Origin of the sequence: Arthrobacter sp. SLBN-122, from assembly GCF_006715165.1 — a bacterium.
GTDB lineage: Bacteria > Actinomycetota > Actinomycetes > Actinomycetales > Micrococcaceae > Arthrobacter.
This window is the reverse complement of sequence record NZ_VFMS01000001.1, coordinates 1,074,924-1,098,623: the sequence shown is the minus strand read 5'-3', so window position 1 is coordinate 1,098,623 and position 23,700 is coordinate 1,074,924. Positions and strand designations below refer to the sequence as shown.

At 66.2% G+C, this 23,700-nt stretch carries 16 protein-coding genes and 1 pseudogene; 9 read left to right on the top strand and 8 right to left on the bottom strand.

What is annotated here, in order from left to right:
- Positions 1-81: 81 nt before the first annotated feature.
- The 4 genes from FBY36_RS05195 to FBY36_RS05180 form a co-directional block, all read right to left on the bottom strand.
- The gene (locus FBY36_RS05195; protein ID WP_142117633.1) at positions 82-1,197 is read right to left on the bottom strand and encodes a M24 family metallopeptidase; all 1,116 of its coding nucleotides are present in this window, start codon (positions 1,195-1,197) and stop codon (positions 82-84) included.
- Positions 1,194-3,239, bottom strand: coding sequence for a DUF6807 family protein (locus tag FBY36_RS05190; protein WP_142117632.1), 2,046 nt, complete (start codon positions 3,237-3,239; stop codon positions 1,194-1,196). The genes FBY36_RS05195 and FBY36_RS05190 overlap by 4 nt, the downstream gene beginning before the upstream one ends.
- 49 nt (positions 3,240-3,288) lie before the next feature.
- Positions 3,289-4,425 (bottom strand): acetylxylan esterase, encoded by a 1,137-nt coding sequence (locus FBY36_RS05185; RefSeq protein ID WP_235008727.1) that lies wholly within the window; start codon positions 4,423-4,425, stop codon positions 3,289-3,291.
- Between the two features lie 146 nt (positions 4,426-4,571).
- Positions 4,572-5,774, bottom strand: coding sequence for an ABC transporter substrate-binding protein (locus FBY36_RS05180; protein WP_235008726.1), 1,203 nt, complete (start codon positions 5,772-5,774; stop codon positions 4,572-4,574).
- A 340-nt stretch (positions 5,775-6,114) separates the two neighbouring features.
- Between FBY36_RS05180 and FBY36_RS05175 the strand changes: the two genes are divergently transcribed.
- From FBY36_RS05175 to FBY36_RS05165, 3 genes are all read left to right on the top strand, one after another.
- Entirely contained in the window at positions 6,115-7,059 is a 945-nt protein-coding gene (locus tag FBY36_RS05175; RefSeq protein ID WP_142028982.1) for a carbohydrate ABC transporter permease, read from the top strand.
- Positions 7,049-7,993 carry a carbohydrate ABC transporter permease gene (locus FBY36_RS05170; protein ID WP_142028981.1) on the top strand — a complete coding sequence of 315 codons (945 nt, stop codon included), beginning with the start codon at positions 7,049-7,051 and terminating at the stop codon, positions 7,991-7,993. Before FBY36_RS05175 ends, FBY36_RS05170 begins: the two co-directional genes overlap by 11 nt.
- 251 nt (positions 7,994-8,244) lie before the next feature.
- On the top strand, positions 8,245-9,618 hold the full coding sequence (locus tag FBY36_RS05165) for an ABC transporter substrate-binding protein (protein WP_142117631.1): 1,374 nt from the start codon (positions 8,245-8,247) through the stop codon (positions 9,616-9,618).
- Between the two features lie 279 nt (positions 9,619-9,897).
- Here the strand turns inward: FBY36_RS05165 and FBY36_RS05160 are convergent.
- Together FBY36_RS05160 and FBY36_RS05155 are read right to left on the bottom strand one after the other, a co-directional pair.
- Positions 9,898-10,797: pseudogene (locus FBY36_RS05160) on the bottom strand (HNH endonuclease); the annotation flags it as partial.
- 91 nt (positions 10,798-10,888) lie between these two features.
- Positions 10,889-12,904: a beta-galactosidase gene (locus tag FBY36_RS05155; protein ID WP_142117629.1), complete on the bottom strand. Its 2,016-nt coding sequence runs from the start codon at positions 12,902-12,904 to the stop codon at positions 10,889-10,891.
- A gap of 175 nt (positions 12,905-13,079) precedes the next feature.
- On the opposite strand from FBY36_RS05155, the gene FBY36_RS05150 reads away from it, so the two are divergent.
- Genes FBY36_RS05150 through FBY36_RS05130 form a run of 5 tightly spaced genes read left to right on the top strand, consistent with a single transcriptional unit; the run spans position 13,080 to position 18,214 of the window.
- The gene (locus FBY36_RS05150) at positions 13,080-14,369 is read left to right on the top strand and encodes an ABC transporter substrate-binding protein (protein ID WP_142028978.1); all 1,290 of its coding nucleotides are present in this window, start codon (positions 13,080-13,082) and stop codon (positions 14,367-14,369) included.
- Positions 14,370-14,416: 47 nt separating this feature from the next.
- A complete protein-coding gene (locus FBY36_RS05145; protein WP_142028977.1) occupies positions 14,417-15,370 on the top strand; it encodes a carbohydrate ABC transporter permease in 954 nt (317 codons plus the stop codon).
- Positions 15,367-16,284 (top strand): carbohydrate ABC transporter permease, encoded by a 918-nt coding sequence (locus FBY36_RS05140; RefSeq protein ID WP_142117628.1) that lies wholly within the window; start codon positions 15,367-15,369, stop codon positions 16,282-16,284. Before FBY36_RS05145 ends, FBY36_RS05140 begins: the two co-directional genes overlap by 4 nt.
- 17 nt (positions 16,285-16,301) lie before the next feature.
- Positions 16,302-16,934, top strand: coding sequence for a Poxvirus protein I5 (locus FBY36_RS05135; RefSeq protein ID WP_142117627.1), 633 nt, complete (start codon positions 16,302-16,304; stop codon positions 16,932-16,934).
- Between the two features lie 2 nt (positions 16,935-16,936).
- Positions 16,937-18,214 (top strand): MFS transporter, encoded by a 1,278-nt coding sequence (locus FBY36_RS05130; RefSeq protein WP_142117626.1) that lies wholly within the window; start codon positions 16,937-16,939, stop codon positions 18,212-18,214.
- Here the strand turns inward: FBY36_RS05130 and FBY36_RS05125 are convergent.
- Positions 18,211-21,477, bottom strand: coding sequence for a family 78 glycoside hydrolase catalytic domain (locus FBY36_RS05125; protein WP_142117625.1), 3,267 nt, complete (start codon positions 21,475-21,477; stop codon positions 18,211-18,213). The genes FBY36_RS05130 and FBY36_RS05125 overlap by 4 nt on opposite strands.
- Positions 21,477-22,688 carry a Gfo/Idh/MocA family protein gene (locus FBY36_RS05120; RefSeq protein WP_142117624.1) on the bottom strand — a complete coding sequence of 404 codons (1,212 nt, stop codon included), beginning with the start codon at positions 22,686-22,688 and terminating at the stop codon, positions 21,477-21,479. Before FBY36_RS05120 ends, FBY36_RS05125 begins: the two co-directional genes overlap by 1 nt.
- A gap of 251 nt (positions 22,689-22,939) precedes the next feature.
- On the opposite strand from FBY36_RS05120, the gene FBY36_RS05115 reads away from it, so the two are divergent.
- The gene (locus tag FBY36_RS05115; RefSeq protein WP_142117623.1) at positions 22,940-23,605 is read left to right on the top strand and encodes a YesL family protein; all 666 of its coding nucleotides are present in this window, start codon (positions 22,940-22,942) and stop codon (positions 23,603-23,605) included.
- Positions 23,606-23,700 lie beyond the last annotated feature (95 nt).

Genomic DNA, 23,700 nt, shown 5'->3' with positions numbered 1-23,700 from the left:
AGGTTTCGACAAGCTCAACCACCAACGGTAAACCCCGGGACCGCATCGGTCCCGGGGTTTCCTGTTGCCTGCGGATCCTTCCTACAGCTGAAGCGTCACCGGCCGGTCCAGCCCGTTCACCGTAACCACCGGCCAGCGCGGGTCCACGGTGAGGACGCGAAGTCCGGATTCGGTGAGCTGCACGGTGTCTTCGATCTTGACGCCGGGGCCCGAGGGGTTCCAGGTGAAGGCCTGGTCCAGCAACACCGTGTCGGTCACCTCTGAGGTCACCCGGGGATCCCGGCCCGCGTAACCGGCGGGACCGCCCTGGTGGTGCTGTTCCCACTGGTCCGCCCCGAAACCGTGCCGCGCATAGGCTGCCTGGATCTCGGCGAAGATCCGATCCAGCCGGGCGCCGGGAACGGTGGCGTCAAAAATGTCCGCCTCCACGGCCGCGATGCGGGCCTCGGCGTCGCGCTCTTCGGGGGTGCCGGCGTCGAACCGGATCCAGCGGGTGATGTTGGCAACCAGGCCGTCCCGGCGGGCGCACACGACGGCCATGGCGCGGCGGCCAAGCGGGGAATGGGTTGCCAGCGGGTGCCGGAAAGTGCTGCGGGAGCTGCCGTTGCACAGGAGCACCAGCGGTTCCGCACCGGCGGCCACCACCCGGGCGGCCAGCGCAGAGACCAGCTCGAACTCCGTGGTGTCCGGGCGGGCGGCGGACAGGACATCGGTCATGATCCCTGCCAGTTCCGCGCTGAGCATGGAATAGCGGGCAGTTTCGGCCGGGAGGAGCTGCTGCCGGGCGGCGCGCAACTGTGCCGCGACGTCCGCTTCGGCCAGCGGCGGCCGGGAGCCGTTCCCGACGGCGGCCGCGGCCTGGTGCAGGTTCCCGTACCAGGGGACGGTGTGCAGGTTGACTCCGGCGGGCAGCTCCTCGGCGGCGATCCTGCCGGCTTCGTTGTTGAACGTGACCAGGTGGTCACCGTCGCGGTCCACCAGCAGGGCGGCGATGGGATCGCCGGCAAGGCTGATGTGGACGCGGCTGCCGTCCAGGTACCAGGTCAGGGCGGTGTTGGTGGTGAGCAGCAGGGAGTCCTGCCCGGTCCCGTCCAGAATGTCCAGGACGCGCCGGCGCTTGATGGCCCGGTCCGTCCTGGATCCGGGGGCCAGGCGCGCTTCCCCATGGGGGACGGCTGAAGTGGTTGTTTGGGTCATGACGGGTCCCCCTGCTGGTTGATCAGATCTTGGATGTCGGTTGTGGACAGGATTCCGTCGGCCACAAAGACGGTGATGCTCCGCCGCACCGGGCTGCCCCGCCGGGCATTGACGGGGGCGTCCCACGCCAGCGACTGGCCTATTCCGGGGTAGCCCTCCACCCGGACAAACCAGGGATCAGTGGAGCCTTCCGGGGCGACGAACACCAAGGTGGCTGGGCCGCCGTCGAACTCTCCTGACCAGGCGAGCCAGCGCGTGACGCTGCCGTGGGTCTGTGATTCGCCGGCACCGGCGGGCGTCCAGACTGCCGCGTCCCCGCACTGCGGCAGGCGCCAGAAGAAGCCGCCGTACCCGCCCTCGAAGCGTCCGTTCGATCCCGGGCTGCCCAGGCTGACCGGCGTGTCACCGGCGGGGGACAGCGCGAAGTCGAGGGACAGCCGCCAGATGGAGGGCGCGACGCCTGCCCAGGCCCAGGAGCGTTCCTCCACAAGGATGGGGGTACCGTCCGGGCCGTTCCAGCTGAGGGTCTCCTGGAGTCGGCCCTCGCGGCCGTCCACCGCGTCATTCTGTTCGGCCGCGGTGCCGGTGCTGGCGATGCTGCCGTGGTCCGGGCGCCAGACGTACTGCCCGGCCTCCCGGGTATAGGTCCGGCCGCCCCAGAAATTCACTCCGTCCACGTCCTGCAGCGCCACTCCAACGCCCAGGTGCCACACATGGTCCAGTGGCTGGTGGTCCGTCACCACCGTTCCGGCAAGGGTCCGGACCGGGTGCAGGTAGGGGCGCGGGGAGGAGACGGCGCGGATGTGGCTGCCGTCGCGGTAGTCCGCCACCGGGTGGCCGTCCAGGGGCAGCGTGTGGGTGGGCGGCAGGGCGCGGGCCCAGGGGGCTCCGAGCTCGGCGAAGGTTGCCTGCGCTTTGACGGCGCGGGCCATCAGGTCGGTGATGCCCTGGACCACGGGATGTGCGTCGTCGCCTCCGCCCTCCCACGAGATGTATTGTCCGTCGATCGGGGCCGGCGCGGGAGAGGTGCGGATCGCTTCCAGCACGGCGGTGAACGCGCCGGTGTCCTGCAGCGCAGAGAGCAGGGGAGCCCCGGTGGCCCGGGCGTCGAGGAGGTTTTCCAGCAGGTCCGTGCGCGCGTAGGTCTCCCGCCGCTCGCCGTTGGCGGTAGTGATGACCACCTCGTCCCGGGTGTAGGAGAGCGTGATGTCGCCCAGGGTCCCGTGCACGGTGACGGTCGGGTCCAGCTGTTCGGGGGCGCAGAGCGTGAGGGCGCACAGCAGCGTGGTTCCCTGGGTGGTGCGGACCCGGAGGACGGAGGTGTCGTCGCTTTCGGTCTGGTTGGCGCGGTACAGGTCCGTCTCCACGGAGGCGACGTCGGCGAGGGTCCGCGCGCCGGCCAGGGAAAGGCCCGTGGCAACGGCGTGGGCCAGGGCGTTGGTTGCAACACCGTCCACCACATCCACGCCGTCCAGGCTGCGCTTTCCGGCCCAGCGTGAGCGCTTGAAGTATGCCTGGGTCCGGAGCCACTGGCCTGTGGCGCTGATGCCCAGGACAGTACCGATCTCCCCGGCGGCTACAGTGTCCCTGATGGCGGGCAGGGCGCGGGATCCCAGGCTCTGGAAGCCCACCTGGACCAGTCGGCCATTCTCCCGGGCAATGGCGAGGACCTGCTCGAACTGGGCCAGGGACGCCACGGGCGGCTTTTCCACGTAGACGTCCATCCCGGCGGCCAGGGCGGCGATGGCCAGCGGGGCATGCGTCTGGATGGGGGTGGCAATAATGACGACGTCGACGCCCGGCTGGGCGGCCAGCAGTCCGTCCAGGCCCGGGAACACGGCCACCGAAGCGGCCAGGCTGCCAGGCTGCGGCGGGTTGGGATCGGCGACGGCCACCAGTTCCAGGGCGCCCGCCTGTTCAAGCCGGGACAGGTTGGCAAGGTGCCGCTCGCCGAAGCCGTGCACGCCCACCAGGGCCACCCGCGGGATGGCGGTCGGAGCGGTCTGCTGGTGGGTGGATTCCGCCGAATGCTGTGTGGTCACGTGGGTCCTTGGGAGCAGTTGTAAGACGTGGGAGCAGTTGTAAAAGTGGTCAGAATGCCAGCGTTTTGGCCAGGAAATCAAGGGCTTCGTCCTGCATGGCAGCGGTGAAGACGTGCCCGCCGGGCTGGAAGCTGCCCGTGTACCGGCCGGTGCCGCCATGCAGGGATTCCAGGATCCCGTGCGCCTGGCGCATCCCGTCCTTCGGAAAGAGCTCGTCGGCCAGGGCGTACTGGACCAGGAACCGGGCGTCTGCTGAGCGGGCTGTGAGTTCCGGCCAGTCGCCCAGTTTCCACAGTCCGGGCGTCTGCAGCAGCCAGGAATGGGCGTCCAGGTAGTCAGGGAGAAGGGATTCGAAGGTGGTCATCATGCAGGTCACCACGGCGGCCCGGATGCGCGGGCTGAGGACTGAGAGGGCGAGTGACCGGCCGCCGCCGCCGGAGAAGCCGATGCAGCCGAGCCTGTCCCGGTCCACCTCCGGCAGGGCCGCCAGGATGTCGAGGGCGGCAAGGTCGTCGTGCGCCACCATGCCGGCCAGGCTGGTGCCCAGGAGGCCGGCGGCTTTGGCAACAGTGTCTTCGTGGAAAGCCGCAGCGGCGTTGTATTGGTCGGCGTCGGAGGGCACGACGCCGTCCTCCCGCCACTGCGCCTGCCTCGCCGCTGTCGCCGAGGCGGTCCGCCAGGGTGGAGTTGAAAGGTCAAATCTGCGGCTGCCCCAGGCGAACGTGTCATGGGCCAGGACAGCGAAGCCGCGCCGTGCGATGTCGGTGGCCAGGGCGCGGCCATCGTAATGGCCTGAACGGGCGGCCGCCGCCGACGGGTGGATGTCCGGTAATTCCACCAGCCGGTCGGCCCCGCCGAACTTGTTTCCGCCGTGGCAGTGCAGGGCCAGGACCCCCGGGAGGGGTCCTGGACTTCCGGCCGGCCGGACCAGCCAGCCCGTTGTCCGCGGCCCGAAGCCCAACTGCCAGCTGAGCTGGGAGGTGGTGGCGCCGTCGTACGTTTCCTCCCAGTGCACCGTCACTTCTGGTGGTTCCCCTGCCCCCGGCACACCCAAGGCGTCCGAGAACTCCTGCGTCGACTGCGTGGACGCCTGGTGGCGTGGATGCTCGCGCACATAGGCGGGCCAGTCGTGGTAGCCGGCGATTGCGCTGGGCCGTACCGCTGGGATCTGTGGTGTTGGGGTCACTGTGCCGGCCTCCTTCCGATGGTGATGCTGGCCTTTACCGCGCGGATGGTCTGGTCAGCCCAGGTTTTGGTTGACCTCGGGGATCAGGCCCTTGGCTGCGTCCCGCGGGGAGATCTTTCCGAAGAGTACATCCGTGTTGTAACGGTTCAAAACTTCCATGGTGGCCGATGATCCTGCCGGGAACGGCTTGGGAGCCTGGACTTCAGGGCGGCGATGCGGTCCAGGTAGGCCGCTTCCTTCTGCTGGGTTTCCTTCAGCAGGGGAGTGATCCCCGCCTTCAGTTCGGTATTGGCAGGCATGCCCCGGTCACTCTTGATCTTCGCGGCCGCGTCCATGTTGTTGACCAGGTAGTTGATGAACAGGGCCGCTTCCTTGGGCTGGGAGGATTTGGAGGAGATGGCGTACTCCATCGAGGAGCGCAGCCATGCGCCGGCCTGCTTGCTTTCGCCGGGCAGCTTGGCCATGACCAGGGGAGCGCCGGAGTAGGACGTCATCTGGTTGCTCCAGGAGATCTTCATGCCCTGCTTTCCCTGTCCCATCAGGGTCATTTCCGGCTGCGCGGAGCCGTCCTCAACGGTCTGTGACGCGGAGGGGGCGCCGCCGGTATCCATCAGCTTCTTGTTGAGCTCGAACCAGCGTGCCAGTGTGTCCTCGCTGATGCCCATCTTCCTGCCGTCATCCGTGTAAAGGGCTTCCCCGTTCTGGCGTGCCCATACCGCAAGGAAGGAGTCGTTGGACATGGGCGTGGTGCCGAAGGTTCCGGCCGGGGATTTTTGCGTGATCTCGGCTGCGATCCTGGCGTAGTCGTCCCAGGTCCAGGTCTCGTCGTCCGGCATCGCCACGCCTGCGGCCTGGAACACCTTGGGGTCCAGGACCATGGACATGGAGTTGACCCCTGCCGTGATGGTGTATTGCTTGCCGTCGATCTTGCCCAGGTCCGCGGTGCCTTCGGCGAACTTCGAGGTATCGATCTGGTCCTTGACCTTGTCCAGGTCCAGCAAAACGCCGCGGCTGGCGTATTCGCTGGGGTAGGCGCCGCTCATGGCAATGACGTCCGGTGTGGTTCCGCCCGCAATCTGGGTGGCCATCTTGTCCCAGTAGGAGCTGTATTCGGTGTTTTCGCCCTGGACCTTGATGGTGGGGTTTGCGGCTTCGAAGGCTTTGATAACCTCCATAGTGGTTTTCGCCCTCGAATCGTTGCCCCACCAGGCGAAGCGGATGGTGACAGGGTCTTCCGCCGTGCCCACTTTTGCGGCCTGCTGGCTGTTGCCGCAACCGGTCAGTGCCAAGGTGAGTGCGGCAACAACGCCGGTGACGCCCATGACGGATTTCTTGAGACCAAACTTCATTGGTTGTGCCCCTCGGCTTGTTGGGTGGGGGTGGCGTAACGCCGGTAACAGAAAACGTTTTCTCAAAAACTAACAAAGGGCTATACAGGAGTCAAGAAACCGTTTACTTTGGTACGGAGCCGCAATTCAAACGGCACCCCGGGCCCCGGATCCTGCAGTCCTGTAAGGCGGCAGCAGACCGTGCCGGAAGTGCCCGATCCCCATCGCCTGGCGATGACCGTAACGTGGAGGCCACGATGACCAAAGGAGACCACATGGCCGCAAAACACATCTCCAGGACACTGCGTCCGGCGCTGGCGCCGGCCGCCGTGACCCTGGCGTCCCGGATGGAGCAGGTCCCGTGAGCGCCATCAGCGAGCTCAGTTCCATCACCCGGCGGAAAGGCAAGGCCACCCCCGAGGAGAAGAAGGCCAACAGGCGGGACAACAAGGCCGCCTACATTTTCCTGCTGCCGTGGCTGGTGGGCCTGGTGGCCATCACCATCGGCCCCATGCTGATGTCCCTCTACCTTTCCTTCACGGACTACAACCTGCTCCAGCCGCCGGAGTGGACCGGGTTGGACAACTTCACCCGGATGCTCAGCGACGCCCGGCTGCACAACTCGCTCCGGGTCACGTTCACCTATGTCTTTGTGGGCGTGCCGCTGCAGCTCGCCGTGGCGCTGCTCATCGCGCTCGTCCTGGACAAGGGGCTTCGAGGCCTGCCGTTCTACCGTTCGGTGTTCTACTTGCCGTCCCTCCTGGGCGGTTCGGTTGCCGTTGCCATCCTGTGGAAGCAGATCTTCGGCACCACCGGGCTGGTCAACCAGGTCCTGGCCATGTTCGGCATCCAGGGTCCGGGCTGGATCTCGGACCCCAGTACGGCTTTGGGCTCGATCATCCTGCTGCACGTCTGGACCTTCGGTGCCCCCATGATCATCTTCCTGGCAGGCCTGCGGCAGATCCCCAACATGTACTACGAGGCCGCCAGGGTGGATGGCGCATCGACGCTTCAGCAGTTCCGGCAGATCACCCTGCCCATGCTGAGCCCCATCATCTTCTTCAACCTGGTGCTGCAGATCATCGGTTCCTTCCAGTCGTTCACGCAGGCGTTCATCGTCTCCGGCGGCAACGGCGGGCCTTCGGACTCCACCATGTTCTTCACGCTGTACCTCTACCAAAAGGGTTTTGGCCAGTTCGACATGGGCTACGCGTCCGCCATGGCGTGGGTGTTGCTGCTCATCATCGGCGTGTTCACCGCCATCAACTTCATCGCTTCTAAGTATTGGGTTTTCTATGACGACTAAGCTTGAGACGCTGCCCACCCCGGACAAGAAGTCCGCGGGCGACGGCAAGCCTAAGAACCGCAAGCGCCGGGTCCGCGAGTCCCGTGGAACGCTGGCCTTCAGCCGGGCCCAGCGCGGTAAATCGCTGATGAAGCATGGCATCCTGATCCTGGCCGGCGGGCTGATGATCTACCCGCTCCTGTGGATGGTGGTGTCCTCCCTGCGTCCCAATGAGCTGATCTTCCGCGAGCCGGGACTCTGGCTCAACAGCCTGGAAATGAGCAACTACACCTCCGGCTGGTCAGCGCTGACGCACCCCTTTGGCCACTACATGTTGAACTCGGCCATCGTGGTGATCGGCTCCATCCTGGGGAACCTCGTTTCCTGCTCCATGGCCGCCTACGCCTTCGCCAGGCTCCAGTTCACGGGTAAGAAGCTGTTCTTCGGCATCATGCTGCTGACCATCATGCTGCCGTTCCACGTGGTCATCGTTCCGCAGTACATCCTGTTCTCGCAGATCGGCTGGGTTAATACCTTCTGGCCACTGCTGGTGCCCAAACTGCTGGCCACGGACGCGTTCTTCGTCTTCCTCATGGTGCAATTTATCCGCGGCATCCCCAAGGAGCTGGATGAGGCGGCGCGAATTGATGGTGCCGGCCATCCACGGATCTTCCTGCGGGTCATCCTGCCGCTGATGGTGCCGGCCCTGGCCACCACCACCATCTTCACCTTCATCTGGACCTGGAACGACTTCTTCGGCGCCCTGATCTACCTCACGGACCCGGATATGTTCACCGTTCCGGTGGCGTTGCGGGCGTTCGTGGATTCACAGTCGGCCACGAGCTGGGGCTCGCTGTTCGCCATGTCCATCGTGTCCCTGCTGCCGGTCTTCCTGGTCTTCCTCTTCGGCCAGCGGTTCCTCATCAAGGGCATCGCCACCACGGGCATCAAATAACCCCGGGCATCTCATAAGCCGGGCGCAAACCTCAAAGACGAACGGCCTGTCCGAGCGGCGGGCCGTTCGTCTTGGTTTTCCGGTGCACCAATCGCTCAATATTCATGGCAGCACCGTCTTGTAATACAAGTGAGCAACTTATAGCATTAGGACCAGAAAGCGCTTTCACGGCTTTCGGCCAGACTTCCGCTGAAGTCAGCCGCCGTCCCCACATCAACCCGCACCTGGATCAACGAAGATCGGAGTACACAGTGCCGCTTTTCCCCCGTCCTGCGTCTGCTGCCAAGCAGCCTGCAGGGGCACCCGCATCAGGCACCAGCCACCCACCCCGTTTGGGCCGAACCCGTAAGGCCGGCGCGGTTGCCGCCGCAGTCGCCGCCGTTATGGCCCTTAGCGCCTGTGGCGGGGGAGCAGCCCCGCAGAACGCCGATGGCACCGTGGAGCTTCGCTTTTCCTGGTGGGGCGGCGACAAGCGCGCCCAGCTGACCCAGGAGGCCATCAAGCAGTTCGAAGCCGAAAACCCGAAGATCAAGGTCAAGCCCGAGTTCGGCGACTGGAGCGGTTACTGGGACAAGCTGGCCACCCAGGTAGCGGCCAATGATGCCCCGGACGTCATCCAGATGGATGAGAAGTACATCACGGAGTACTCCAGCCGGGGTGCCCTTCTTGACCTGTCCAAGTACGACATCGACACTTCCAAACTGGACGAAGCGGCGCTGAACGCCGGTAAGAGCGAGAAGGGACTGACCGGGATCGCCGCAGGCATCAACGCCGCCACCATCCTGGCCAACCCCGCCGTCTTCCAGGCAGCCGGAGTGCCGCTCCCGGACGACACCAAGTGGACGTGGGACGACTTTGGCCGCATCGCCGCAGAAATCACCGCCAAGTCGCCCAAGGGAACCTATGGCGCTGCAGCGTACGGAACTGATGAGGCTTCCCTGGGGGTTTGGCTCCGGCAGAACGGCAAGTCGCTGTACACCTCCGACGGCAAGCTGGGCTTCGAGCCGGGCGACATCGCCGAATGGTGGGCCTTCCTGAAGCAGCTGAGCCAGAACAAGGCGGTGCCGTCCGCGTCCGAGGTGGTGGAAGCCGAGGCTGCCCCCCTTGACCAGAGCGGACTGGCCACGGGCAAGAACGGCATGGCCTTCTGGTGGTCCAACCAGGCCCCGGCACTGGAGAAGGCAAGCGGCGGGGACCTGAAGATCCTGCGGTTCCCCACCAAGACCGGCTCTGCTGATGATGCGGGCCTTTGGTACAAGGCCTCACAGTTCTGGTCCGCCTCCTCGCGCACCAAGCACCCGCAGGAAACGGCGAAGTTCATCAACTTCCTGACCAACAACGTCAAAGCCGGAGAGGCCCTCCTCGCTGACCGCGGTGTCTACCCCAACTCGGAGGTCCGGGCCGCAATCCAGCCGAAGCTGACTCCGGCCGACGTCAAGGTGGTCAAGTTCATCGACCAGATCAAGGATGAGCTTGGCGAGGCACCGGCACCGCCCCCGAAGGGTGCAGGAGCCATCCAGGAAATCATCAAGCGGTACACCTCCGAAGTCCTGTTCGAACGGCTCTCTCCAGAAGATGCAGGCAAGAAAGCCACCGACGAGATGAAGTCCGCCATCAGCAAATAGTCCTCACCCCGCCAACACGGCTCCGGACCGTCTCTATGGTGCCTCCTCATCACAGACGTCCGACGGCGGGTGGCAGCTCTGCCCCGGAAGGAACCAATGTTCCTTCCGGGGCGGAGCTGTTTAAGGCGCAGTTGTCAGGCTGACCTGGCGGGGTAATGGAATGGAGCAGCCGCGTTCCAAGGCATGGCTTCTATGGAGCGGCGCGTTCCCTTCGCCTGGTCCGAGGTTCGTTATGTCGTCGTTCCGGTTCAGAAGCCCGTCCGACCGGTTCGGCGGGCACTATCCGCCCCAGGACCTGGATGGAAAGGGCACGTCCGGAGGGCAGGGTAGGGAGGACGCCCCGTGCAGAAGCTGTTCCTTGAGCCGCTTACCCATGCCGCTGCCGGGCAGTGGTGGTGCGGTGGAGTGGTAGGTGTGGCCGGTTGGGGTGCAGGTCGCTACCGTGTGCCGCGGGCCGGGGACTGCTTTTGCGGTCCAGCCGGGTGTTTCTTCGGTGTGGTTGCAGGCTTCGCAGAGCCCCTGTCCGTTACTGGCGCTCGTGGGGCCGCCGTCGTGCCACGCGGCGATGTGGTCGTGGTGGCGGATGGGGGCGTCGCAGTACGGCGTGCGGCAGGTATCGTCCCGGACCTGGAGGAAGCGTTTTAACCCGCCCGGAAAGAACCTTGCCTTGGAGTCCATCGCCACCATCTCCCCGCTACCAGGGGCGGCGAAGAGGCGGCGGACCCACACGTCCAGGTCACGCCGGCCGCCATTGTCGGCCGTGTCGGCGGGGTGTTCGGCGGTGTCATCAGTGGCGGGGGAACCGGGTTTGGTGGTTGCAGGGGTGAGTGCGATGTCCCGGGCGACTGCTGCGGGGATGATGCCGTAGCCGGGGACCCGGGCGGGTTCGGTATCGGCCTGGAGGAGCATGCGGTCGGTCATGACGAGCTGGATCTGAACCCCGCTGATCCCGCCCGGGGTACCGGTAACGCGTTCAACGAGGGTGTCGGCCATGACCTGCCCCCGCGACCTCTCATCACCGGCCGGGCGTGCCGTGTCGGCATCCTTGCTGAGGGCGGCGTAGGCGGCCACCCCTTGGGCGACGGGTAGCAGCGCGGTCAGGTAGGTCATGGTGTCCTGTGCCGGGCGCAGGCTCACACTCCGTTCGGTGGCCGCGCGTGCGGCCCGCTTCGCCACCGAGACGGCGGCACCCAAGGGGGTGCCGCCGTCGTACGCGTTTCCGTCAGACGCAGGGCAAGGGGGCGCTGAACCAGCCGGCGCGCCCGGACGCCTATGCCTCCGCGATAACCGCAACACCGCCGGACGGAACGGTCCCGGAGAATGTCCCGCCGGTCAGCAGGTCGGTGCCGGTGGCCGACACCGAAGCGTCCGAACGGGTGTGGTTGATCGCGAACAGGTAGCTCTGCCCGTCGGAGGAAAGCCGGCGCACCAGCTCCACGCCGGGATCGGCAGCCGCGGCGGGGGAGACGCCGGACTCGGCCAGCAGTTTGTCCAGGACAGCATCAATCCCGTCCCGGTCGGGGAAGGTGGCCAGGTACCAGGCCGCCCCCGAGCCCACGGCGCGGCGGGTGAGGGCAGGGACTCCCTCCAGCGGGTACCCGGTAAAGGACTGCATTGCCTCCGCACCGGCCAGGTGGAGGTCCTCGCTCCAGATCGAAGACACCGTGCCGTCGCTCAGCTTCAGCTGCGAACCGGCAAGGAGGGGATGGAACTCCTCAACCCGCACCCCCAAGAGCTCGCGGAAGGCGCCGGGATAGCCGCCCAGCCGCACATGGTCCTTCTCGTCCACGATGCCGCTGAAGTAGCTCACCAGCACCGTGGCACCGGCGGAGGCGGCTGCGGCAATGTTGGCCGCGGCATCGTCAGCCACCGAGTACAGCGTGCACACCAGGACCAGGTCATACCCCTCCAGTGAAGCGGAGGGATGAACCAGGTCCACGGAAATCCCGCGGAGGAACAGTGCCCGGTGGAAGGCCCGCATCAGGTCCAGGTACTTCACGTCGATGCTGGGCTTGGAGTCGATCTCGCTGGCCCACCAGGCCTCGTAGTCAAAGACAATGGCAGCCCGGGACTGGACCCGCGAAGCGCGCACGGGCTCAAGCCGTTTCAGCGCAGCCCCAAGCTCCACCACCTCACGCCACACGCGCGCGTTGCGTCCGCCGTGCGGCACCATGGCCGAATGGAACTTCTCGGACCCGGCAAAGCTCTGCCGCCACTGGAAGAACATCACGGCGTCGGCCCCGCGGGCCACGTGGGCCAGCGAATTCCGCAGCATCTCGCCGGGCATCTTGGGCTGGTTGCGCGGCTGCCAGTTAACGGCCGACGTCGAATGCTCCATCAGGATCCACGGGTCACCGCCCGCAATCCCCCGGGTGAGGTCCGCGCTGAACGCGAGTTCGATCTGCCGTTCGGGGTCGGCAGCCACCAGGTAGTGGTCATTGGCGATGACGTCCAGGTCCTTGGCCCAGTCGAAGTAGTCCATGGACTTGGTGGCGCTGGATGCCATCAGGTTGGTGGTACAGGGGATGTCCGGGGTGACTTCGCGCAGGACAGCCACGAGCTCCCGGTAGTAGTCCATCAGCGCCCAGGAGTTGAACCGCTGGAAATCCAGCTGCTGGCCCGGGTTCAGGGTGGACGGCGCAACGGAAGGCGGCAGGATCTCCTCAAAGGAGCCGTAGTTCTGGGACCAGAATGCCGTCCCCCAGGAAGCGTTGAGCGCATCGATGCTCCCGTACCGGCGCTCCAGCCAGGCGCGGAAGGCAGCGGCGTCGTCGTCCCCGTAGAACTCGGAGACGTGGCAGCCCAGTTCGTTGTCCACATGCCACAGTGCCAGGGCCGGATGGTCCTTGTACCGTTCCGCGAGGGCGCGCGTTATCCCGGTGGCGTAGCGGCGGTAAACGGCCGACGACGGCGTGTAGTGCCGCCGCGAGCCCGGGCCCAGCACAGTTCCGTCAGCCGTGACCGGCAGGATTTCCGGATGCTTCCGGACCAGCCAGGCGGGGGGAGCGGCGGTGGCGGTGGCCAGGGCCACCTTCACCCCGATGCCGGCCAGGTTGTCCATCACCTCGTCCAGCCACCCGAAGTCGTAGTGCCCTTCGGAGGGTTCCAGCAGCGCCCAGGAGAAGATCCCCACGCTGAGGAAATTCACCCCCGCTTCCTGCATAAGTTCCAGGTCCTCCAAACGGACGCTGGCCGGCCACTGTTCAGGGTTGTAGTCACCACCGAAACCGATGCCCTGGATCTTGGTCCAGATGCTCGACGGCCCGGTGGTTTCCTGCTCTGTCATGGGACTCCTTTGTCTGTTTGGGGCGAAAACCCGATCTGACATCAGACCTTTGGAAAACGCTTGCCCAATTTCGGGAATGAAGATATTGTATCGTTTCAGAAGCCGTGTAAGCCAGCTCACTACTCACGTTGTAGGCCGAGAAATGGCAAAGCACTCATCGAGCAAGGAGGCTCCCGTGATCAACAGAAGGCATTTCCTCACTACCGTGGCCATCGGCACCGCATCCGCCGCAGCGCTGTCGGCGTGCGGCAACGGATCCAGCTCTTCCGGCCAGACCGGATCCGCTGAGAAACCCGTCACCATCAACTACACCTGGTGGGGCAACGACGACCGCGCGACGCGCACCCGCAAGGCCATCGAGCTGTTCGAATCCAAGAACCCGGACATCAAGGTCAACGGCAACTTCACCGACTTCGCCGGCTACTGGCAGAAGCGTGCCACCGAGGCTGCCGGCGGTGGCCTGCCGGACGTCATGCAGTGGGACCTGTCCTACCTGCGCGACTACGGCCAGCGCAACCAGCTCCTGGACCTCAGCACCGTCAAGATCGATACATCCGCCTTTGACAAGTCCCTCCTGCCGTCGGGCCAGATCAAGGGCAAGACCTACGGCATCCCCACCAGCACCAACGCCTTCGCCGTTTACTATGACCCCGCAAAGCTGGCCCCGTTGGGCATCGCGGAGCCGACCGGCAAATGGACCTACAAGGAATTCAACGACTTCCTTACCCAGGTGGGAACCAAGAGCAACGGCGCCCTCTACGGCGGCACCGACTACACCGGCGTCTGGTGGATGTTCAACATCTGGCTGCGCCAGAACAAGATCGAGGCCTTCACCTCTGACGGCAAGCTGGGCTTCAGCAAGGACGACCTGAAGAAGTGGTGGAACCTTCCCGCGAACCTGCGGGGTACAGGTGCCATCATTCCCGAGGACCGCGTGACGCAGCTGGCTCCGAAGTCGCCGTTCGGCTCCAACGCCACTGCCACGGAAGTCACCTGGGACAACTTCATGGCCGGCTACCTGGGCGACAGCGGCGCCAAGGAACTCAAGCTGGTGCCGGTTCCGTCCGACGATCCGAACAATCTTGGCCTGTTCCTCAAGCCTTCCATGCTGATGGTGGCCAGTGCGAAGACCAAGTACAAGGACGCTGCTGCCCGGTTCATTGACTTTATGGTCAACGACCCGGAGGTGGGCCAGATTTTCAAGACCTCCCGCGGCGTCCCCGCCTCCAAGACCCAGCGTGACGGCACCACGTTCGAAGGCACGGACAAGCTGGTGGTGGATTACGAAAAGTCCATTGAAAAGTACCTCAAGGACGCCCCTGAGCCGCCCATCGTCGGTTTCGGCACGCTCGAAGCCTCCTTCAAGCGCATCGCCTCGGACCTGAACTACGGCAAGCTCACCATCGACGGTGCCACCGATGCCTGGTTCAAGGAAGCCGAAGACCTCATCAAGCAGAACGGCTGATCAGGCACATTGCCTCATCAAGCGTTCACGACTGACGGAATGACCTCGTGACTCAAAGCCCAACCCTGAGCAGGCGTTCGGCGTCGTCCGGATCCCCGCTGCCGCGCAAGTCGCGGCGGCGGGGCGCGGATGCCCGTGCCGGCTACACCTTCCTGCTGCCCTGGCTGCTGGGATTCATTGCCCTCACGGTTGGGCCAATGATCTCCTCGCTCTACCTGTCCTTCACCAACTACAACCTGTTCGAGCCGCCAAAGTGGATCGGCCTGGACAACTACACCACCCTGTTCCAGGACGAGCGCTTCCTGCAGTCCGTTGGCGTGACCGTGGGCTACGTGGTGTTCGGTACGCCGCTGAAACTCGCGGCGGCGCTGGCGGTGGCCATGCTGCTGAACAGCAAGCGCCGTGGCCAGGGCTTCTACCGCTCCGCCTTCTACGCCCCGTCGCTGATCGGTGCATCCGTCTCCATCGCCATCGTCTGGAAAGCGATGTTCGGCGACAGCGGCCCGGTGGACCAGGGCCTGTCCTTCTTCGGGATCAACCTGGGCGGCTGGGTGGGCAACCCCGCAATGACCATGCCGATGTTCATCCTGCTGACGGTGTGGCAGTTCGGTGCCCCGATGGTGATCTTCCTGGCCGGCCTCAAGCAGATCCCCGTTGATCTCTATGAGGCAGCCTCGATGGACGGCGCCGGCCCGGTGCGGAAGTTCTTCAACATCACCTGGCCCATGCTCTCCCCGGTGATCTTCTTCAACCTGCTGATGGAGACCATCCACGCATTCCAGATCTTCGCATCGGCCTACATTATTTCCAACGGTGAAGGCGGCCCCGCCGGCTCCACCCTCTTCTACACCCTCTACCTGTACCTGCGGGGCTTCAGCGATTTCCGGATGGGCTACGCCTCGGCCATGGCCTGGCTGCTGGTGATCGTGGTCGGCATCATCACGCTGATCTTCTTCCGCACGTCCAAGTCCTGGGTCCACTACAGCGGTGATGCAAAATGACAACCATGGCAACGCCAACCCAGTCCGCCCCGGACACCGCGGCCCAGGCCTACAACCCGAAATCCGAATCCACCGGGACCAAGCGGGCCAAGAGCGTCATCTTCCACCTCGTGGCCTTGATCCTGACCGGCATCGTGCTCTACCCCGGTCTGTGGATGATTGCCTCGTCCTTCAAGCCCAACGCGGAAATCGGCGGCCAGAACACGTCGCTGTGGTCCAACAACTTCAGCTTCGACAACTTCGTCACGGCGATGGACGGGATCGGCGGGGTGTCCACCCTGCAGTTCTTCACCAACTCGCTGATCCTGGCCATCGGTGCGGTGGTGGGGACCGTCCTCTCGGCAAGTGTGTCGGCGTACGCATTCGCCCGGATCAACTTCCCCGGCCGCAGCGTCTTCTTCGGCATGATGATCGCCACCCTGCTGCTGCCCTTCCACGTGGTGATCATCCCGCAGTACATCGTGTTCCAGCAGTTGGGCCTGGTGGACACCTATGTGCCGCTGCTGATCGGCAAGTTCCTGGCCGCGGATGCGTTCTTCGTCTTCCTCATGGTCCAGTTCATGCGCGGCCTGCCCGCTGAACTGGATGAGGCGGCAAGGATCGACGGCGCAGGACACGCACGGATTTTCGGCTCCATCATGCTGCCGCTGATGAAGCCGGCCCTGATCTCCACGTCGATCTTCTCCTTCATCTGGAGCTGGAACGACTTCCTGGGTCCGCTGCTGTACCTGAACACCCCGGACAAGTACCCGCTGCCGCTGGCACTGCGGCTCTTCGTGGACCAGACCCAGTCCTCGGACTACGGCGCCATGATTGCCATGTCCGTCCTGGCCCTGCTGCCGGTGCTGATCTTCTTCCTGATCTTCCAGCGGTACATTGTTGAAGGCGTCTCCACCCAGGGCCTCAAGGGCTAGCGGAAACGAGACAGAAAATGAGCACCATGGACAGCACCACGCCCGCATCCAGCCACGAGCCCATCCCGGTGAACCGGTTCGCCCTGTTCTCCGAAACCCTCCTGGCGGGGGTGCTGGTGCTGGTGCTGTCCATCCCGCTGGTCACCATTCCCGCCGCCTACGCCGCCGGTACCGCCCACCTTGAGCGGCACCTGAACGGCCGGGACGATTCGGTCCGCGGCCTCTGGGGCCTGTTCAAGGCTGCCCTGCCCGGCAGCTGGAAACTGGGGCTCATGACGGCGGCAGCCGCCGTCGTGATTGTCCTCAACCTGCTGCTCGCGTGGGTGGGCCAGTTGCCTGGCCGTGGCGTGGTCCTTCCCGCCACGCTGCTGCTTGCCGCCGGCGCAGCCATCCTGCTGCTCCGCACGGCATCCGCATGGTCTGATTCCTCCTGCACCGGAAGCACCGGCAAGGACACGTGGCGCCGGGCCCTCCACGCCGGCCAGGCAATCTCGCTGCGCGACTGGACCGGCTCCCTGCTGATCGCCGCCGCGCTGTTCGGTGCCGTGGTGTTCGTCTGGATGCTCGCCGCACTTTTCGTGGTGGTTCCCGGCACCCTGATCCTGGCCGCAGCCGCAGTGAAGCTGCGCTCCCACCGCCACCGCAACTGACTGTGCCTTCCCGCCGCACCCGTTCGGCTCCGGCCGCCCGTCCCGGGATCAGCCAGCCCCGCTGGTACCACCCCTTAAAGCAGCACAACTACCGCCTGTTCCTGGCCATGCAGCTGGCCGGCAGCCTTGGTGTCTGGATGCAGCGCCTGGCCCAGGACTGGCTGGTGCTGCAGCTGACCGGAAGCCCCGCCGCGGTGGGTGCCGCCGTCGCCCTCCAATTCCTGCCCATGCTGGTGGTGGGGCCGCTCGCGGGACTGGTGGTGGACATCTTCCCCAAGCGCCGCATCATGATGGTGTGCCAGTCAATCATTGTGCTCCTCGGTGTGGGGCTGGCCGCGTGGGCCGCGAGCGGCACCATCACCGTATGGGTGGTCTACGCCAGCTGCATTGCCCTGGGCATTACGGCAGCGGTGGACCAGCCCACCCGGCAGGTCTTCGTCAATGAAGTGGTGGGCGACGCCGGCCTGCGGCCCGCCATCGGACTCAACAACGCGCTGTCCCAGCTGGGCGCAATGGCCGGCCCGGCACTGGGCGGCATCCTGATCGCACAGGCGGGCCCGGCGGCGGCCTTCGCTTCAAACGCGCTGATCGGCGTGCTGGTGCTGGGCATGATCGCCGCCATCCGTGGCCGGGAGCTGCATCCGGGTGTACCGGCGGAGCGGGGGCGCGGGCAGGTACTGGCCGGTTTCCGGTACGTTCGGGAACGGCCGCGGCTGCTTCTCCTCATCCTGCTGGCGGGGCTGCTGGGTGCCTTCGGCATGAACGGGCCCGTGGTCCTCGCCGCCTTCGCCGAACGGGTGTGGCACAACGGTGTGGAAGGCTTCGGGCTGTTCAACACCGTCAGTGCCCTCGGGGCGCTGGCAGGCGCGCTCCTTGCGGCCCGGCTGGGGAACATGGGCCGCCGCGGCATCGTGGCTGCGGCAGGTCTCTTCGGGCTGTCGCAGCTGGTGGCCGCCCTCATGCCCAACTTGGTGCTGTTCGTGGGCATGCTGGTGGTGGTGGGCATCATGACGCTCTTGTTCCTGACCAGCGCCGCCACAGCTGTCCAGCTGGAGGCGGGGCCAGCCATTCGCGGCCGCGTCATGGCGCTGTACCTTCCGCTCCTGCTGGGCGGGCACGCCTGCGGGGGACTCCTGGCGGGCTGGCTGACCGAACAGTTCGGCGTCCGCACCGGCCTGGTGGTCACCGGCGGCCTTGGTATGCTCTCCGCGGCCGTGGTGGGCCTGCTGCTCTGGTGGCACGGGCGGCGGCAGCGGGATTCTGCGCCAACGGAGGCTTAGGCGGGCGTGAAGGTCCAGGTTCCGGTGTGCACCCGGAAGTCCCGGGCGGCCCCGTCCGCCTGACGGTCACCTGCAGCGGAAGGCACGACGGCGGCATCCGCACCGGGCCCCTTGACGCCGTACGTGCCGGCGGGCAGCCGGACGGTGGCTGTAACGCCAGGTGGAATGGTGCACTCCAGTTCCACCTGTCCGCCGCGGCGCCGCCAAGCGGCCTGCACATACCCGTTGCCCACCGGGACGCTGCCGCGGACGTGCTCCAGCCGGCACAGCGGCGGCTCGATCACCACCCCGTTCCCGCCCGGCACGCTGAAGCGGACTCCGAGCAGGTGCTCCAGGATCTCCTTGAGCACCGCTGCGGACCAGGCGTGCGACTGGCTGTAGTCGCTGCCGTCCGCCAGGTCCCACGCCTCCCAGGTGAAGGTGGCGCCGCGGTCCAGGAGCTGCGCCCAGCCGGGCTGATCCTTGTTCGTCAGCAGGTCCAGCACGCCATCCGTCATCCCTTGGCCCACCAACGCCCGGACCAGCCGGTGCACGGTCATGGGGCCCTGCCGCATGCCCATCCCGGCGATCCGGGCGGCGTCCGTAGCGGCGTACGTTGGCTCAGTGATGCCCAGCGACAGCGGGAAGGAGGTGGCGTGCTGGGAGGCGTGGGAGCTGGGCGTCCCGTCTGCCTGCAGCCCGTCCACCATGACTCCGTTGACCCGGAAACGGGTGCGGACGGCAGTTGCCAGGGCACGGGCAGCAGCGGCGTAGCGGGCCGCCGCGTCCTCCTCACCTGCCGCCCCGCAGACCCGGGCCGTGGACACCAGCGCCGAGTAGGCCTGGGCATTGACAGTGGTTTTGGCCGCGCACTCCATGTCGTAGCCGAACCGGCCGGGCGCCGGCCAGTCCACGATGCCGTGCAGGTAGGGGCCGGAGCCGCCGCCCAGGTTGGTGACCAGTCCCGCCGTCGGGCCTTCTGCTGGTATATAGCGCAGGGCGTAGTCAGCTGTGTCGCGCAGGTGCGGCAGCAGCTCCCGGACCAGGGCAAGATCACCCGTGCGGAGGTGGTACTCCTCGGCCCACTCCGGCAGCATCAGGGAAAAATCGGGGATATCGCGCTTGCCGTCGCCGTTTGGATAGACGGCGTTATAGCGCCCCTTCTCCTCCCCGGCATTCCAGTAACGGCGGGCGGACCATGCGAACTCCCGCAGCGCCTGCGCCGTGAAGGCGTGTTCGCCGAACAGCGCCATGGTGGCATAGGAGATGTTGGCGGCGTCGGCCAGGAACTGGCCCTTTTCGCGGGTGGGGGTATCCACGAACTGCTCCTGCACGCCATACAGCGCAGAATCGCGGAGCAGCCCGAACACGGAGTCCAACACCGGGTCCGAGCTGCTGAAGCTGCCCTCGCCGGGATGGCTGGCGTGGACACTGGCGGCGCCGATGCGTGAGACCTCCGCGGCGTCCACGCCGGGGAGCTCCAGGTAACGGAAGCCCAGGTGCACCGACGCCCGGTACTGCTGCGGCCCTGAGGTTTGGGTGTAGGGAAAGGACATGTCGGTGTTCTGGCTGGCGGTCTTCCCGGCGTCCACCCTGCCGTCGGGACCCAGCGCGTAGCCGGCACGGAGCATGACGGTGCGCCCTGGCGCGCCAGCCAGAAAATCTATTTCGGGCCTCGCGGGGACCACCTGGCCGAAGTCCGCCACCATGGTGCCATCGACGGCGGTCAGGAACTGCTGCGGCGCCACGAACCGGCCGGCAAGGAAGGTCCTGCGGGGGTGCAGCCGGGGAAAGTCCGACGACGGGTGGCGGCCTGAGGTGATGGCGGCCGGCAGGTCAACGGCGGCGCTAAGGGACGCCGCAGCTTCCCCGTCCAGGTGCTCCACCGGATCGCCCTCATCGTTGCGGTAGCCCGACTGGCGGTACGGGGCTTCGCCGGCGGTCCAGCCCGGGCCGGACGTGAGGACCTCGCGGCGCCCGTCGTCGTAGTCCACGGTGAGCCGGACCAGGAGGCCCGGGATGCTGGCAGCGCGGCCCTGGCCCGGGCCGTACCAGTGAAGCAGGGCTGTCACCGGCACGGGCGTGTCCGCGGGGTGTTGAGTAAGGACCTCCGTGAGGTCGGCGGCGTCGTAATAGCCTTCGCCGGGGTAGCCGAACGAGGTGGTGCTGAGGCAGGGTGTCCCCGCGACGGAGAGCTGGGCGTGGTGGTGGGCTGCGGCGTAGAGCCGGGCCCGCCGCACCGTCCCCGTGAGGTTCAGGGTGGTCCGGAACAGGGTCCACTCATCGGGCTGGCGGTGTGCCGTGGTCCGGGACCAGCGTGCCAGGCAGGCCAGGGCCAGTTCACTGCCGGCATCGAAGCGGTGGTCTAACAGGAGTTCTTCCCGTTCGCCGGGTTTCCCTTCTGTGGTGCCCGCGATTCGCAGCGAGGCGTACTCGGCCTGGCTTCGCGGGCCCTGGTGCAGGGCGATAGTGCCCGCGGCGACTTGGCCCACGGACTGTTCAAGCGGCTCATCAACGGCCAGCAGTTCCAGGCCGTCGACAGCCACCCGAATGGTCCTGCCGTCGTCGCTGACCGCAAGGTCCCGCCACGCGCCGGACGCAGCGCCCAGGGCGTGGGCGCTCGCCAGTACCGGGGTTTCCGGAGCGGCGGAGGCCGGGATCTCCCAAGCCGGAGCGAGACGGAGCGATACCTGTCCGTCGGCGCCCAGCTCCAGCAGCAGACCGGTTCCGGGGCCGCTGCTGCGCAGGAGCAGCCCCGCGCGGCCCATCATGGGGCGAAGCCGGGCCTCCAACCGGAAGCTGCGGAGCCCGGGGCAGGGGACTGGCAGGAAGGGGGATCCGGCCACCCGGAGCGCGTCGTTAAGTAGTTCCAGCGGAGCACGTCCACCCGGCGTCCGGCCCATCCAGCCGGCCTGCCAGGAACTGTCCGTGAGGCCGGTGCTGAAGGTCTGCAGGGCGGACCACGAACCGGGGGCTCCGGCTCCGTCCCGGATACGCACGCGCCAGGCGTAATCGGCGTCGTCGCCAAGCGGGGAACCGCCATACGGAATGCCGCGCTGGCAGGATGACGCCACCGGCCCCGACGTCCACAAGACCGTGCCCTGTGAGTCCTGGACCTCAAGCTCATAGCCGGTTTGCCGGGCAAGGGCGGGATCGGCGTCGTGGTCCAGGTCCAGCTGCCAGCTGAACACAGGGGAGGGGGCTGCGGTCAGGCAGGACTGAAGCCCGTCCGTCAGGAGGTTGGAAGCGTGGAGTTGCCCGGTTTCCGGCTCCTGCGCTGCCATCAGGAAGCAGGCAGCTCGAAGGCAACCGGGGCGGCTGCAGCCCAGGGGAGGCCCAGTTCGCTGAAAGTGGCATGCTGCCGGCCCGCGCGCTCCAGGGCGTCCTCAATGCCCACCACCACGGCGTGTGCTGCGTCGCCTTCGCCTTCCCAGCGGACATGTGCGGGATCGATGGGAGCAGGAAGCGGTGCAGTCCTGACGGCCTCCAGAACCAGCATGAAGGCTCCACTGTCCACCAGGCTGCTGGTGAGCGGAACTCCATGCGCCCGGTGGGCCAGCAGGTTTTCCGTCAGGTCGTCGCGGCCGTAGGTTTCCTCCGTGTGCCCGGACCCAGTCCCGATGGTGAGCCGGTCCTCGGTGTAGTGGAACACCGCCGTGCCGGCCGAGCCCTGCAGGGTCAGGTAGGGCTCCACGGATTCCGACGCGCAGATGGTCAGGGCGCACGTAATGGGCAGCCCGGCCGCGGTGCGGATCCGGATGACGGAGGTGTCATCGGATTCGATGTCATTGGCGCGGTACAGTTCGGTCTCCACGGACGCAACGTCCGCGGTGGTGCGCGCCCCGGCAATGCGCAAGGCAGTTGCCACGGCGTGCGCCAGCGGGTTGGTGGCCACACCGTCCACCACGTCCACGCCGTTGATGCTCCGTTTTCCGGCCCAGCGGGAGCGTTTGTAGTAGGCCCTGTCGCGGACCCAGCGCCCGGTGGCGGAGATGCCTTCCAGGGTTCCGATGGTGCCGGCGGCAAGCAGTTCTTCGATGGCCTCCAGGGCGTGCGAGCCGAGGCTCTGGAATCCGACTTGTACCCCGCGGCCGGATGCCGATGCCGCCGCGCAGAGGCGGTTGAAGTCGGCCAGGGAAGCGACCGGAGGCTTCTCCAGGTACAGTTCCGCATCCGTGGCCAAGGCGCCCAGGGCCAGCGGGGCATGGGTCTGGATGGGCGTGGCCACGATGATCAGGTCCAGGTCCGGGGTGTCCTTCAGGAGGTGGTCCAGTCCCGGGTGGACAGCGGCCGACGGCGGGACGGTCCCGGGTGCCGGCGGCTGCGGGTCCGCGACGGCAACGAGTTCAACGCTGCCCGCGGCGTGGAGTCGCTCCAGGTTCCGGAGGTGGTGGGTGCCAAAGCCATGTACTCCCACCAGAGCAACCCGGGCAGCGGGTTGCGGGGTGGCCGCTGTTCCGGCGTCGCTGCCGGGCGCTTCCGTTGCCGTTCCCAATGGTTCTCCATTCCGCCCTGGCACCAGCTTCGCGGGCACCGAATCTTCTCGCCCGCACATCCCAGCAAGCGCTTTCCATCAACAAGTGTGCGGTATGCCACCCTGCCGAGTCCAGCTATGTAACGATTCAAAATTTCGCTTGACCATCGTGTGGCAGGAGGTCTAGATTTTCGAGAAACCGATTACCAGCGTGATGCGGGACACTTTCCGCTTCACCTCTGCAACGATGGAGAACAGAAGGGAGCCCCGCCATGCTGTCCGGGACCTTCAGTGCGCGTGCCTACTCATTTTTTGACACCCTCATCTGGATCGCGGGACTGAACCTGCTGTGGATCGCCTTTACCCTCCTGGGTCTTGGGGTCTTCGGAGCGGGACCGGCCACCGCTGCCGCCCATATCGCGGTGCGCAAACGGGCGGCGGGTGACGGCGCTCCGCTGCTGCGAAGCTTCGCCACCGCGTACTTCCACAACTTCTTCAGGGCGAACATGCTTTCGCTGCCGCTGATGGGCGTCGCGGCGGCCCTTGTCCTGAACTGGAACTACTTCTCCCGGGGCCCGGGCCTCTTTCCGCAGCTGATGGCGGCCGGCATATTTGTTGCGGCGATCTTCCTGGCCGGGGCCGCCTGCTATGTGTTCCCCATGTATGCGCGGTATGAGTTGCCCGTATCGCAATACCTGCTGATGTCCTCCCGTTTTGCGGTGCGGCACCTGGCGGGAACGGTCATCCTCCTCTTTGTCACCGCCGCTGTGGTTTATGCCAGCAGTAGCCTGCCCGGCCTGATCCCGTTCTTCAGTGTTGGAGCCTGGTTGTACTTCACGGGCTGGTTGTGTGACCGCTTCTTCGCCGCCAATGACGAATCCGTGGCGGCGGCGGAACCTGCGCTCCACCCCGCTCTTCATGGAGCTTCCACCGCCTGACCCCCCCCGGCGGGCACCTCCTGAACGGGCGGCATGAAATGAAACGTCTCAATCCAAGGGGCAGGCAGCCCCAAGTACCCCAACGAAGTGGAGTG